The organism is Methylotenera sp. (assembly GCF_013141425.1).
Taxonomy (GTDB): domain Bacteria; phylum Pseudomonadota; class Gammaproteobacteria; order Burkholderiales; family Methylophilaceae; genus Methylotenera.
In genome coordinates, this window is sequence record NZ_JABFRA010000079.1 from 1 (window position 1) to 12,480 (window position 12,480).

Below are 12,480 nucleotides of genomic sequence, written 5' to 3' on the forward strand. Positions count from 1 at the left end.
TTAATAATCATCTTGATGAGTTAAAAGTCAGTGAGAGTTTGCAATTGCGTGATGTATTGGATAAAACAGTCATTCGCAATCCTTTGCAGGCTACTTTGCAATCGCGCGAGTCTGTCGTTACCGCAAAAAAAACCATCGCTAACGCAATGCTGCCTTTGGCTCCGGCTATTAGTGTTGGCCATCAGAATGATGTGTTGGGCAGTGGCCGTGGCGAGCGTGAATGGCAGGCGGATTTGGAAGTGCCGGTTTGGTTGCCGAATCAACGAAAAAATCGTCTAAAAGTGGCCGATGCAACGCAGTCTAGCTTGAGTGCAAATCGTGAGAGTTTGAAGTTACATGTGGCGGGTTTGCTGCGCGAGGCGGTTTGGGACATTGCTTTGAATAACAATAATGTTGAATTAACTAAAAATAAACTAGAAGTTGCAATGAAATTGCAAAAAGACGTGGAAAGACGTTATCAAGCTGGCGAAACCGCTAAAACTGATGCCATGCTTGCGCAACAGGAAACACTACGTGCTGAAAAGGAGCATTTGCGTGCAGAGGCGGAATTGATGCATGCGCGGCATCGCTATTATTTACTGACGGGTTTGCGCGAAATTCCAGCGAAAATCGAAGAGCCGCAATCGGTTTTAGAGGATTATAGCCAGTCTTCAATTTGGACGGAAGCCCAATCTAAGGTGGGTTTAGCAGAAACTGAGCGCTCCCTAGCGCAAGTAGAGAGTAAAGAAAATCTACAAGTTTTATTCAATGTACGCAGTACCAAAGGTGCATTTGACAATGTGTCGAATGAAAGCATAGGCGTGAAAGTACGTATTCCGTTTGGGGGTGATTCTCGCGCTACACCCATCAAAGCTGCCGCGGAACTTGGGGTGGGTAATGCTCTCACTGAGCGCGAAACACTTAGAAATACGCTTGAAACGATGATGCATGAAGCGGAGCATAATTTAAGTGTAAGTCGTGCCGAATTGATCATTGCCACAAAGCAGTATGAAATTGCGAAAGAAAGCGTACGCCTGGCTGAGAAATCGTTTCAACTCGGCGAATCTGATTTAGTCAGTTTAATGCGTGTGCAAGCACTTACATACGAGGCAGAGCGCGCCTATACAACCAGAAAAATTCAAGTACAGTGGGATATTGCCCGCTACAACCAAGCAGTAGGAGTTCTCCCATGAATGATGTATCAATTAAAGCTACTTTTTCTGTAGCGAGCCTTTTCACGATTATCGCGACTTTCTATGCTACAGCTCAGGCGGCAGAGGTTGCCTTGGCCGATGTTGTGATGACAAAAACCCAGCAACAGAGCTTGGGTGTGACCGTGTCGCCAGTCGGCAAAAACACTATGCTCAATAGCCGCCGTTTTCCAGCGGAGATTGTGGTGCCAGTGAGTCAGGTGCGGGTTGTGAGCGCACCACAGTCTGGTTTGCTCGATCAGCTTTATGTTGCGGCTGGGCAAGATGTGAAAAAAGGTCAAGTCATCGCCCATGTGTCGAGCCCAGAGATTTTGGGTTTGCAGAAAGACTATTTACTTGCCTTAACGCAAAAGAAACTTGCAACAAAAAGCCTAGCGCGGGATGCCGAATTATTTAAGGATGGCATTATTCCGCAACGTAGATATCTTGAAACTGAAAGTACCCACGCGGAGGCTAGTGCATCGTTTGAGCAAAGCAAGCAAGCTTTACGTTTGGCAGGTATGGGCGAGGCGGCAATCAATAAAATTAGCCCAAGCGCAGGTATGAATAGTGGCATTAGCCTTACCGCTCCGATAGAGGGTCAGGTATTAGAGCAACTGGTCACCACAGGCCAACGTGTGGATATGGCCACACCGCTTTACCGCATTGCAAAACTTAACCCACTTTGGCTAGAAATTCATGCGCCACTGGAAGGTCTGCCTTTCGTCAAAATAGGCATGCCAGTACAAATACCAAAATTACAAGCCAGCGGTAAACTGATTGCGGTTATACGCAATGTAAATAAAGCCGACCAAACCTTACATTTACGTGCAGAAATCACCCAAGGTACTGATAAGTTATCACCTGGCCAAATGGTGGAAGCTGAAATCAGTCTAGGGGCTCAAGCACAGCACTTTAGCGTGCCAAAATCAGCACTTGCACGACAAGGTACCGAGGCTTTGGTCTTTGTACAAACTAAAACGGGTTTCCGTCCAGTGACAGTAAAAGTGATTTCTGAACAGGGCGATGAAGCCGTAGTGGATGCGGCCTTTAAAGGCGATGAAAAAATCGCCGTCTCTGGAATCTCCGCTATTAAGGGTACATGGTTAGGTTTAGGTGGCGAATAATGTTAGCTAAACTTATCCAATTTGCGCTTACGCAGCGCTTGCTGATGCTGATTGTTACGCTTGGCTTGGCCGTTGCGGGTGCATTAGCCTATAAATCATTGCCGATTGATGCGTTTCCAGATGTGTCTTCAACGCAAGTCAAAATTATCATCAAAGCACCTGGCATGACGCCAGAAGAAGTAGAAGCCCGTATTACTGCGCCTATTGAAGTGGAAATGCTCGGTATTCCGCATCAAGCTGGTTTACGCTCGGTTGCAAAATATGCCGTGACCGATATCACTGTGGACTTTGAAGATGGCACCGATATTTATTGGGCACGCCAGCAAGTAGCTGAACGCTTAAATGCGGTTTGGGGCAATTTGCCTACCGATATTTCTGGCGGTATGGCACCACTCACCACGCCTTTGGGCGAGATGTTTATGTTCACGGTGGAGAGCGATACACTCAGTCTGCAAGAAAAACGAAGCTTACTGGATTGGGTTATTCGCCCACAATTACGTACCGTGCCAGGTGTGGCGGATGTGAACGCGCTAGGCGGCTATGTACGCAGCTTTGAGATTGTGCCAGACAATGCGCGTATGTACGCCCGAGGTGTGGCGATTGATATGCTGCAACAAGTGCTAGAAAACAATAACCGTAACGGTGGCGCTGGTAGGCTAAACGATGGAGAAGGCTCACTATTGGTGCGTGCTGAAGGTGGATTTAAAACCATTGAGGATGTACAAAACACGATAGTACGCACCGAGCAAGGGATGTCGGTAAAAATTTCCGATGTGGCCGATGTACGCGTTGGCTCGATTACCCGCTATGGCGCCGTAACTAGTAACGGTAAGGGCGAGGCGGTTGAAGGCTTGGTATTAGGTTTGCGTGGTGCCAATGCCCAGCAAGTGGTGGAGGGCGTTAAAGCTAAGTTAGCAGAGATTGCACCTAGCCTGCCTAAAGGTGTAACGACTAACGTCTTTTATAATCGAGGTAGTTTGGTAGAGCGAGCCGTTCATACAGTAACTAAAGCGCTAGAAGAGGCTGTAGTATTGGTGTTGATTTTACTGGTGTTGTTTTTAGGGAATTTTAGAGCAGCACTGACCATAGCCTTTATTTTGCCACTGTCTGCCTTATTCACTTTTTTACTGATGCGTTATTTTGGCCTCTCTGCCAATTTAATGAGCTTGGGTGGTTTGACTATTGCCATTGGTATGCTGGTCGATGCTGCCGTGGTGGTGGTGGAGAATATTGTGTCGCATCTCGCTCACCACAGTGAAGACGCGCAAAAAAAATCGGGTGTTTTGCCTAGATTGCATATTATTTACCGTGCTGTGCGCGAGGTAAGCGTACCAGTGACGGCAGGCATTTTAATTATCATTACCGTATTTTTGCCACTACTTACCTTGCAGGGCCTGGAGGGCAAACTGTTTGCTCCGGTTGCCTTGACCATTATGTTTGCATTGGCGGGTTCACTGTTTTTGTCGTTAACGGTTATTCCGGTATTGGCCTCCTTCTTACTCAAAGAAGTCAGCCACGAAGAACCTTGGCTGGTAAGAAAGGCACTTGGCATTTATGAGCCCGTGCTCAAGTGGTCGTTAAATCATGCAAAAATTATCGTCATCGGCGCATTCGTCATGTTGGCCATTACTGGCTTGGTGTATACGCAAATTGGCAAAACCTTTATGCCAACCATGGACGAAGGCGACATTATTATTGGGGTAGAAAAACTGCCCTCCATCAATTTGCAACAAAGCTTAACCACAGACATGAGCGTGCAACGTGCCATTTTAAGTCAGGTGCCTGAGGTAAAAGGCGTTTATTCGCGCGTGGGTTCTGATGAGCTGGGTTTAGACCCCATGGGTTTAAATCAAACCGATAATTTTCTGATTTTGAAGCCATCAACGGAATGGCGCATGGAAACCAAAGAAGAATTGATTGATGAGTTACGTAAAGTCATGACAGAAATGCCAGGTTTGGCCTATAGCTTTACACAGCCAATCGATATGCGCGTAAACGAGATGATTTTGGGAGTACGTGGTGACTTGGCGATTAAAATATATGGCCCAGATTTAACGGCCCTAGATGCAAAAGCACAGCAAATCGTGCATATTTTAGAATCCGTGAAAGGTAGCCAAGACGTTTATACCCCGCAAAATAGCGGTGTGCAGTACCTGCAAATCAAAATTGACCGTGTCGCGGCTGGGCGTTTAGGTTTAAGCATTACTGAGATAGAATCAATATTACACGCCCAACTTGAAGGCAAATTGATGGGCGTGGTGCAAGAAGGCCAACGACGTACCCCAGTGCTGATTAGAGGCAGTGCAGACTTGCGTACTTCACCCTCGGACTTTGGTAATTTAATGCTTACGCTGGCGAATGGCACAAATGTACCACTCTCAGCCGTGGCTAAAATTGAGCGTGCCGAAGGTCCGGTTAAAGTGGATCGAGAACGAGGTATTCGAATGGTGGTGGTAACCGCCAATATTCGCGATCGCGATTTAGTCAGCTTCGTCGATGAAGTCAAACAGCGTATAAATACAGAAGTTAAATTAGGTGAAGGTTACTCGATTAAATTAGGCGGTCAGTTTGAAAACCAGCAACGCGCGGCGGCACGTTTGGCCATTGTTGTACCTGTGGCGATTGGCTTAATTTTCTTACTGCTCTTCGCTACCTTTGGCTCTATCAAACAAGCTTTGCTGATTTTGTCTAACATTCCATTTGCCATGATTGGCGGTGTGTTTGGTTTGTGGATTTCTGGCGAATACCTTTCGGTACCCGCCTCGGTAGGTTTTATTGCGCTATTGGGGATTGCCGTGCTAAATGGCGTGGTGATGGTTAGCTACTTTAATCTGCTGGAAGCGCAAGGCATGAGTAAATTAGACATCGTGGTCGAAGGCGCAAAACGCCGTTTAAGACCCGTGTTGATGACAGCGAGTATTGCAGCATTCGGCCTAATCCCACTGTTATTTGCAACTGGCCCAGGCTCGGAAATTCAACGGCCCTTAGCGATTGTTGTAATTGGTGGTTTGGTATCCTCAACCGCACTTACTTTAGTGTTGTTGCCCATCTTTTATCGTCGATTTTTTAAGTAGGAGCAAGCGCATGTCAGAAAATTTAGCGCCGCAAGGCCTGTTGATTTTAATTGTACCGCCAGATATTGAAGAGATGTTGGTAGACGTGCTGCTCGAACAAACTGAAATTACCGGATTTACCAGTAATAAAGTACATGGTCACGGCACAGTGCACGGCGAGGGCGCTAAACTGAGCATTATCGAACAAGTGACGGGTAGGCAGGAGCGAGTGCAGTTCATGATGCATGCAAGCGCGGGGAATCTGAAAAATTTAGTGGGGAGTTTAAAAAGTCGGTTTAGAAGTACCGATATCCACTACATTTTGTTGCCGATTTTAGAGTGTTAATGCAAATTCTAGCTACGTGTTTAAACTATTTTGCAGCGAATAAATAGCATGAAATGCTATTTTAATAATGCGCCTTGCTTGTTTTTTTCTAAGGCGAGTGCGGCCAATATTTTTTCATGATTGGCATTTTGAATCAATTCATGTGCGTGTTTCACGGCCACTTCGGCACTTTCAAAATCACCTTCTGCCAAGGCATGCATGCCTTCAAGAAGTGCATCATTGCTAGCTTGTAGACGCTCAGCTTCTTTTTTGCTTAACCGAATTGCAGGTAAACGCCGTAAATAATGCACAAACCTTAAAATATAATGCAGCACTAAAAAACTCAGCACAATGAGTATCAATAGAAAATTGAAAGAAAATTGCCACCTAAAGGGCGGGCGCACAATCAGTACGTAGCCCTGATTATTACTCGCCAGCCACACGACGCTGATGAGCAGTAAAATCATCAATAGCCACCAAAAAAACTTACCTTTAAGCATAATCACATTATCCAACTAGCTTGCACTAGCCTAATCACTTTGTTCTAGGCTTAATTTGTAACGATTAACGGCCGAAATACTTTCGCTCAGCTGCGGCAATTCAATATCAATATTATTTCCAGAAAGTTTTTTCAAGAGTCTAAATGCCTGAATAGCATTGGGATGTTTTGCATCGTAATACTGATTAATCCAACTGGTAATGGTGGCGAGATCGGTCTTATAGCTGGCTTCATCGTGCTGTAATAAAGCCACTCTGGCGGTGAGTAAACGTAGTTTCAGATTTTCACGGAGATAAAAAGCATGGTCAGCCGAAAGTAAGGGTGGTTCAGGCTTGTCGATACGCTCTACGGTGACTAGATTTTTAATGTCCTCCCAAATGGGATAGGCGATTTTTTCTAGGCGGTTTAGCTTGCCTGCATTGTTGGTATTCTGCTGTTCAGCTTTCGCATTCAGCGTAGGCTGGCGTTCACTGATTAAAGGTAACGTTGCGCACAGATTCGCTAAATCTTCCAATTGTTGACTCATATTAACGATGTCAACTTGTGGCAATTTTCGTAAGTTCTCAATTTCTACAGCAATTGTTTCGCGCAATTGATTGGCACGCGGTAAATTAAGCGGTTCTAAGCGTTTATCTGCGGCCTGAAGTGCTAATAAGGCAGATTTCACATTGCCGATTAATTGTAATTGCTGGTTGGCAATGGTTAAAAGCTGTTCAACTTCAGCCACCGCAGTCGCCTCACGATTTTCTGCCAACTGGTCGTAGAGGGTTTGCAACACGTCTTGCTGGTCGCGCGACTCTCCCAATTTTTGCTCTAAAATTATTGTGCGAGCATTGGCTTGCACGCTTCTCTCCTCGGCTTGTTTTGCGAGCGCTAGACTTTGTTGGTTGATAGCTTGTTGATTTTCCAGTTTTTGGCTGAGTGATTTTTCAATTTCGTTAAAGCGCTGGCGCGTACTCACCCATTGCCAGGCGAGTGTGAGGAGAGCAATAACAACCAGTATCAATGCGGTGTTTGAGAAGAGTGAAGACTTACGTCTGTCGGTCACTTCAATCACTTTTTCTTCAGCCATGTTGCACTACCACTTGTGATAAGCATTTGATCATCGCAGCGTCCCCTGGCGCCTCTGTTACCAAAACATTTAAGCCAAATTGTAAAGGCAATTCAGCAATTCTAGGGTGATTTACACACAGTGTTATGTGCCGAAGCCATTCTGATTCTATTGCCAGAGAGAGTAAGTTACGCATCGCTTCACTGCTGCTTACAATCACGGCATCAAGCTGACCTTGCTGCCAAAGTGAGCTTAGTGCTTGCACATCTGTTTGCGGATTGATGCGGCGATAGCATTCTGCAAAAATCACATGGGCACCGCGTAATTTCAAGGTATCGGCTAATACATCACGACCACCTATCCCACGGAAAATGAATACCGTTTTATTCGCCACATCCTGCATTTCGGCTAGAGCTAGCAGAGATTCACTATCGAAACGTGAATGGGGTGTGAGCACGTCGTGTATGCCGTAAAGCGCAAGTTCTTTAGCGGTTTGGTGACCAATGGCCGCAAATTTAAGGTTAGCAGGCACATTGCCGAATTTCTTGATGATTCTAGGCAGTGAATTTACCACTGCGTTAGTGCTGATAAAGAGCGCCCAATCTGCCTGTTCAAGCAGGGTAATGCTTTGTTCAAATGCACTATAATCTTGTAAAGGTGATATGGCTAACAATGGAAAGAGCGTTGGTTTTCCACCGTGAAGCAATATGGCATCGCAAATACTCTCTGCTTGGTCAATTGGTCGCGTGACTGCAATATGTAGATCTTTTAGTAAATCATCTGCCATGAAAGTTTTCTATGTGTGCCAGTGCGCTTCAGCCGTACAAGTGTTATTTGTGTCCATCTAATGCAGCGAGTATTTCGTTTGCACCTTTTGCTAAGAGTTGATTGGCCAATGTCTTACCTAAAGTATCGGCTTGGTTTCGGTGGCCAGTCGCTGTTTCTATCAGCATTTGCTTGCCATCTACACTCGCTACAAAGCCAGTGATGTGAATATTTTCGCCCTGGCAGGTGGCATAAGCACCTAGTGGCACCGTGCAGCTACCAGCAAGCGCGCGGCTCATGGCGCGTTCTGCTTCAACACATACTTGGGTATCGGCATGATTCAACGGTGAAAGAATAGCAACTAAATCTGGGCGGTTAGCATTAATCTCAATCCCTAATGCACCTTGGCCTACGGCTGGAATACTCAGTTCTGGGGAAATTACATTACGAATGCGCACACTTAAGCCAAGCCGAATCAGGCCAGCTGCGGCGAGAATGATGGCCGCATATTGGCCTTCATCCAGTTTACGAAGTCTTGTTTGTAAATTACCGCGTAAGGATTCAATTTTTAAATGTGGTAAACGTGCTTGAAGCTGGCTTTGACGTCGCAAGCTGGAAGTGCCGACAATGCTGCCCGCGGGCAAGTCTTCAAGCGAGTCAAAATCATTTGAAACAAAAGCATCACGCGGATCTTCGCGCTCACCAGTGGCCGTTAATATAAAGCCCTCGGGCAAGTTCATGGGCACATCTTTCATGCTATGTACCGCCAAATCTGCACGACCATCTTCTAAAGCTGTCTCTAATTCTTTTACAAACAAGCCCTTTCCGCCCACCTTGGCCAGTGGGGTATCCAAAATTTGGTCTCCTGTTGTCGTCATGCCTAAAATTTCGACGGTAGTTTGCGGATAAAGCGCTTGCAAACGGCTTTGAATATGTAGCGCTTGCCACATCGCAAGCGGGCTTTCACGTGAGGCGATTACCAGTCTGTCAGGGGCTTTGAAATTGTAAGAAGCGCTTGGTTTGCTAGATGTATTCATGGGATTGAGGTGAAATTTTAATTAAGTAGACGTATTTTATCACAAGCTTTCAAGGGGCTTTAAGTTGTGCGGATTAAGTGTTGTTGACGTCGGCTGACAGCCACGGTTGCATCGGTGTTTTTTAATATGGCCACCCAGTGCTTTTCGCTACTTTTATTACCTTCTTCATCAAATTCTTGGTAACGCTTTTCATAACCGAGAATATAGGCCTTAGCGACCAAGCAATTCCGGTGCAGGCGAATAAAGATGTTGCCGAATTCTTGCTCCAAATTATTGAGCGATTCTTCTAATAAATACTCTTTTTCGGCCGTGTGTACCGTGATGTATTTAAGCTCAGCACGTAAAAAAATCACCTCGGCTATTGGCACTAATAAAATCCGCCCGCGTTCGGTAATGCTAAAGTGTGTTTTTTTTGGGCTTAATGGTGCCAATGCGTCAAGTTGACTAGGCAATAAGGCACGTGCTTTTTGCAGCGCGGTTTGCAAGCGCTCGAGGCGTATTGGCTTTAATAAATAATCAACTGCATTCATATCAAACGCCTGTATGGCATAAGTATCATAAGCCGTAGTAAAAATCACCGCAGGTGACTTGCTTAGTTTTTGTAAGTGCTGCGCCGCTTCAATGCCATCGATACCAGGCATGCGGATGTCCAGTAACACAATGTCTGGCTGATGATCGTTGGCTAAACTCAGGGCTTCTTGTCCATTTTTAGCCTCAGCTACGATATTTACCTGGCTGATTTCGCCTAAAAGTTCGCGTAGTCGATTGCGTGCTGGTGCCTCGTCATCGGCGATTAAGACTTTCAGGGGATTGAGTGTTGGAACAGTCATTTCGTCGTATGTGGTAAGGTAATGTATACTTGGTATTCACCATTTGATAATGTACTTTTTAGCGTAGCTTCTAAGTCAAAATGTAAAGTTAAACGTTCTTTAATATTTTTGAGTGCCATTTGATTGCCAATATGACGCGTATTTTTTAAGCTATAAGGATTACTTAATATTAAATGTATTTCATCGCGTTTGGTATAAATTTGAATAGTAATTTTGCCGCCAGCCGCCAGTGGTTCAATGCCATGGTATACCGCATTTTCTATCAGCGGTTGCAATAGTAATGGCGGTATAAGAGCATCGGGTGGCATGTAGTCAATTTGCCATTCAACGATGAGTCGCTCCTCTAAACGCAATTTTTCAAGCGCCAAATACTGCCTACAGAGTGCAATTTCCTGTGTAAGCGGCACTAAGTCACGATTATCGGCCATCAGCACACGAAATAAGTCTGCCATGTCCTCTAAGGCCGTTTCGGCTTGTTTTGGTTGGCTACGTATCATTGACAACACAGCATTAATGCAGTTGAATAAAAAATGCGGACGTATCCGCGCTTGCAAGGCTTGCAAGCGCGCCTCATCAATTGCCGGTGAATAAGCGCGTTGTTGCAAGTCAAAATAAAACAGGGTGATTGCACTCACAATAAAAACATAAAAAAGTGCACGCGTGCTGCTGGGCAAATTGTTAAATATCATTAACTGAGAAAACAATTCATAAACGCCACTGCAAGCCAATAATATGATCAGCAGCATCGCAAAAATGCCGCGCTTGTAGTTAAGTTTAATTAACAAAGGATAGCTCACATATAATAACAGCAGACTTAATAGCAGCATGGGTTGCGCTACAGCGGAGATGGAGGTGAAAAGCGCCGAAAATTCCAATAAGCTGCTAGTAAGTAGCACCGCCGCAAATGCTAATGCCACGTTGACAATGACTAATATGCGCAAGTTAACGCCTAAATTACGCATATTCGGCAATCGGTTAGATTTTCTCATGGCCAGTTTTTGTGTTGCGCTGCATCGTTGTCATATTGTTTTGCATTATACTTATGTTATATAAGTATATTATTATTAAACAAGATTTTGCTTTTTAGCCAATAAATAGTAAAAAAGACAAATTCCACAAAATTATAAGCAAAACGATTAAACGAGAAATAGACTGTGACACAAAAAGAAAGCGCCCTAAATAAAAAAAATACCAGCTGGTCAGGTCGATTCAATGAACCTGTCGCCGAGTTGGTGAAAAAATATACCGCTTCAGTGAGCTTTGATCAGCGCCTCGCCGTTTACGATATTCAAGGCTCGATTGCACATGCGCAAATGTTGGGCGCGCAAAAAATCATCAGTTTGGAAGATGTCCAATCCATAGAAACTGGTTTGTCAGAAATTCTTAAGGAAATCGAGGCGGGTCAATTTGAGTGGCTACTCGATTTAGAAGACGTTCACTTAAACATTGAAAAGCGCCTGACCGATAAAATCGGCGATGCGGGTAAGCGCTTGCATACCGGCAGAAGCCGTAACGACCAGGTTGCGACCGATGTGAGGTTGTGGTTGCGTGCAACGACCGATGATGTGATTCTGGGTTTAAAAAAGCTACAACTTAGCTTGCTGGATTTAGCTGACGCAAATTTTGATACGGTGATGCCAGGTTTCACCCACCTACAAGTGGCACAGCCCGTTACCTTTGGCCATCATTTAATGGCTTATGTAGAAATGCTAAAGCGAGACACAGAACGATTTGTTGACACTAGAAAGCGTATTAATCGCTTGCCTTTAGGTGCCGCGGCCTTGGCGGGTACAAGCTACCCTATTGACCGCGAATTGGTTGCAAAAAAATTAGCGTTTGATGGCGTGTGTGAAAATTCATTGGATGCAGTTTCTGACCGTGATTTTGCCATTGAATTTACCTTTGCCTCTTCTTTGGTGATGACGCATCTATCAAGATTATCGGAAGAGCTTATTTTATGGAGCTCTCCAAGATTTGCCTTTGTCGATATTGCTGACCGTTTTTGCACGGGTTCATCGATTATGCCGCAAAAGAAAAACCCCGATGTGCCAGAGCTGGTGCGAGGTAAAACGGGCCGTGTTTACGGGCATTTAACCGCATTGCTTACTTTAATGAAAGGCCAGCCGCTCGCTTATAACAAGGATAATCAAGAAGATAAAGAGCCGCTATTTGATACGGCAGACACTCTGCTTGTTACCTTAGAAATTTATGCGGACATGATGCGTGGCATTACGGTGAGTAATGAAAACATGCGCCAAGCAGCCAGTGAAGGTTTTGCAACAGCAACCGATTTGGCTGATTATTTAGTGAAAAAGGGCATGCCATTTAGAGATGCGCATGAGGTGGTGGCTTTGGCAGTGCGTTATGCCGTAGATAAAAAAGTAGATTTAAGTAATTTGCCATTGGTGACGTTACAAGAGTTTGCAGCAGAAATTAGCGACGATGTGTACGCAGTATTAACCTTAGAAGGCTCGCTCAATAGCCGTAATCATATTGGCGGCACTGCGCCAGCACAGGTGAAAGCAGCAATAGCGCGTGCTAGAGCATTAATTAACTAAAATAGTGATGAACCCATTTGATTTTTAGCGATAAAAAATATAAAAAACTGAACCTAGTATTGGCTT

The 12,480-nt window shown here is 44.9% G+C and carries 11 protein-coding genes; 5 read left to right on the forward strand and 6 right to left on the reverse strand.

All coding sequences use genetic code 11. The features are described from left to right. The 4 genes from HOO90_RS07150 to HOO90_RS07165 form a co-directional block, all read left to right on the forward strand. A partial coding sequence (locus HOO90_RS07150; protein ID WP_292841451.1) for a TolC family protein occupies positions 1-1,172 on the forward strand: 1,172 nt, incomplete at its 5' end. Further along, the gene (locus HOO90_RS07155; protein WP_292841454.1) at positions 1,169-2,296 is read left to right on the forward strand and encodes an efflux RND transporter periplasmic adaptor subunit; all 1,128 of its coding nucleotides are present in this window, start codon (positions 1,169-1,171) and stop codon (positions 2,294-2,296) included. The genes HOO90_RS07150 and HOO90_RS07155, both read left to right, overlap by 4 nt. Next, positions 2,296-5,370, forward strand: coding sequence for a CusA/CzcA family heavy metal efflux RND transporter (locus tag HOO90_RS07160; protein WP_292841457.1), 3,075 nt, complete (start codon positions 2,296-2,298; stop codon positions 5,368-5,370). The genes HOO90_RS07155 and HOO90_RS07160 overlap by 1 nt, the downstream gene beginning before the upstream one ends. Positions 5,371-5,380: 10 nt before the next feature. Beyond that, positions 5,381-5,695: a DUF3240 family protein gene (locus tag HOO90_RS07165; RefSeq protein ID WP_292841460.1), complete on the forward strand. Its 315-nt coding sequence runs from the start codon at positions 5,381-5,383 to the stop codon at positions 5,693-5,695. A gap of 56 nt (positions 5,696-5,751) precedes the next feature. On the opposite strand, the gene HOO90_RS07170 is transcribed toward HOO90_RS07165, so the two are convergent. From HOO90_RS07170 to HOO90_RS07195, 6 genes are read right to left on the reverse strand one after another with little or no spacing between them, the layout of a single operon-like run. Further along, entirely contained in the window at positions 5,752-6,174 is a 423-nt protein-coding gene (locus HOO90_RS07170; protein ID WP_292841463.1) for a heme biosynthesis HemY N-terminal domain-containing protein, read from the reverse strand. A 30-nt stretch (positions 6,175-6,204) separates the two neighbouring features. After that, on the reverse strand, positions 6,205-7,245 hold the full coding sequence (locus HOO90_RS07175; RefSeq protein WP_292841466.1) for a uroporphyrinogen-III C-methyltransferase: 1,041 nt from the start codon (positions 7,243-7,245) through the stop codon (positions 6,205-6,207). Further along, positions 7,238-8,011 (reverse strand): uroporphyrinogen-III synthase, encoded by a 774-nt coding sequence (locus tag HOO90_RS07180; RefSeq protein ID WP_292841469.1) that lies wholly within the window; start codon positions 8,009-8,011, stop codon positions 7,238-7,240. Before HOO90_RS07180 ends, HOO90_RS07175 begins: the two co-directional genes overlap by 8 nt. 43 nt (positions 8,012-8,054) lie before the next feature. Beyond that, a complete protein-coding gene (hemC, locus tag HOO90_RS07185; protein WP_292841472.1) occupies positions 8,055-9,026 on the reverse strand; it encodes a hydroxymethylbilane synthase in 972 nt (323 codons plus the stop codon). A 59-nt stretch (positions 9,027-9,085) separates the two neighbouring features. Beyond that, on the reverse strand, positions 9,086-9,856 hold the full coding sequence (locus tag HOO90_RS07190) for a LytTR family DNA-binding domain-containing protein (protein WP_292841475.1): 771 nt from the start codon (positions 9,854-9,856) through the stop codon (positions 9,086-9,088). Continuing rightward, positions 9,853-10,845, reverse strand: a complete 993-nt coding sequence (locus HOO90_RS07195) for a histidine kinase (protein ID WP_292841478.1) — start codon at positions 10,843-10,845, stop codon at positions 9,853-9,855. The genes HOO90_RS07190 and HOO90_RS07195 overlap by 4 nt, the downstream gene beginning before the upstream one ends. A 165-nt stretch (positions 10,846-11,010) precedes the next feature. Between HOO90_RS07195 and argH the strand changes: the two genes are divergently transcribed. After that, positions 11,011-12,414: an argininosuccinate lyase gene (gene argH, locus HOO90_RS07200; RefSeq protein WP_292841480.1), complete on the forward strand. Its 1,404-nt coding sequence runs from the start codon at positions 11,011-11,013 to the stop codon at positions 12,412-12,414. Positions 12,415-12,480 lie beyond the last annotated feature (66 nt).

What these genes read in the sequence shown, in the direction of transcription:
- HOO90_RS07160 (WP_292841457.1), top strand. Translation starts at nt 2,296, where the DNA reads ATGTTAGCTAAACTTATCCAATTTGCGCTTACGCAGCGCTTGCTGATG.
- HOO90_RS07165 (WP_292841460.1), top strand. Translation starts at nt 5,381, where the DNA reads ATGTCAGAAAATTTAGCGCCGCAAGGCCTGTTGATTTTAATTGTACCG.
- hemC (WP_292841472.1), bottom strand. Translation starts at nt 9,026, where the DNA reads ATGAATACATCTAGCAAACCAAGCGCTTCTTACAATTTCAAAGCCCCT.
- HOO90_RS07180 (WP_292841469.1), bottom strand. Translation starts at nt 8,011, where the DNA reads ATGGCAGATGATTTACTAAAAGATCTACATATTGCAGTCACGCGACCA.
- HOO90_RS07170 (WP_292841463.1), bottom strand. Translation starts at nt 6,174, where the DNA reads ATGCTTAAAGGTAAGTTTTTTTGGTGGCTATTGATGATTTTACTGCTC.
- HOO90_RS07175 (WP_292841466.1), bottom strand. Translation starts at nt 7,245, where the DNA reads ATGGCTGAAGAAAAAGTGATTGAAGTGACCGACAGACGTAAGTCTTCA.
- HOO90_RS07195 (WP_292841478.1), bottom strand. Translation starts at nt 10,845, where the DNA reads ATGAGAAAATCTAACCGATTGCCGAATATGCGTAATTTAGGCGTTAAC.
- HOO90_RS07155 (WP_292841454.1), top strand. Translation starts at nt 1,169, where the DNA reads ATGAATGATGTATCAATTAAAGCTACTTTTTCTGTAGCGAGCCTTTTC.
- HOO90_RS07190 (WP_292841475.1), bottom strand. Translation starts at nt 9,856, where the DNA reads ATGACTGTTCCAACACTCAATCCCCTGAAAGTCTTAATCGCCGATGAC.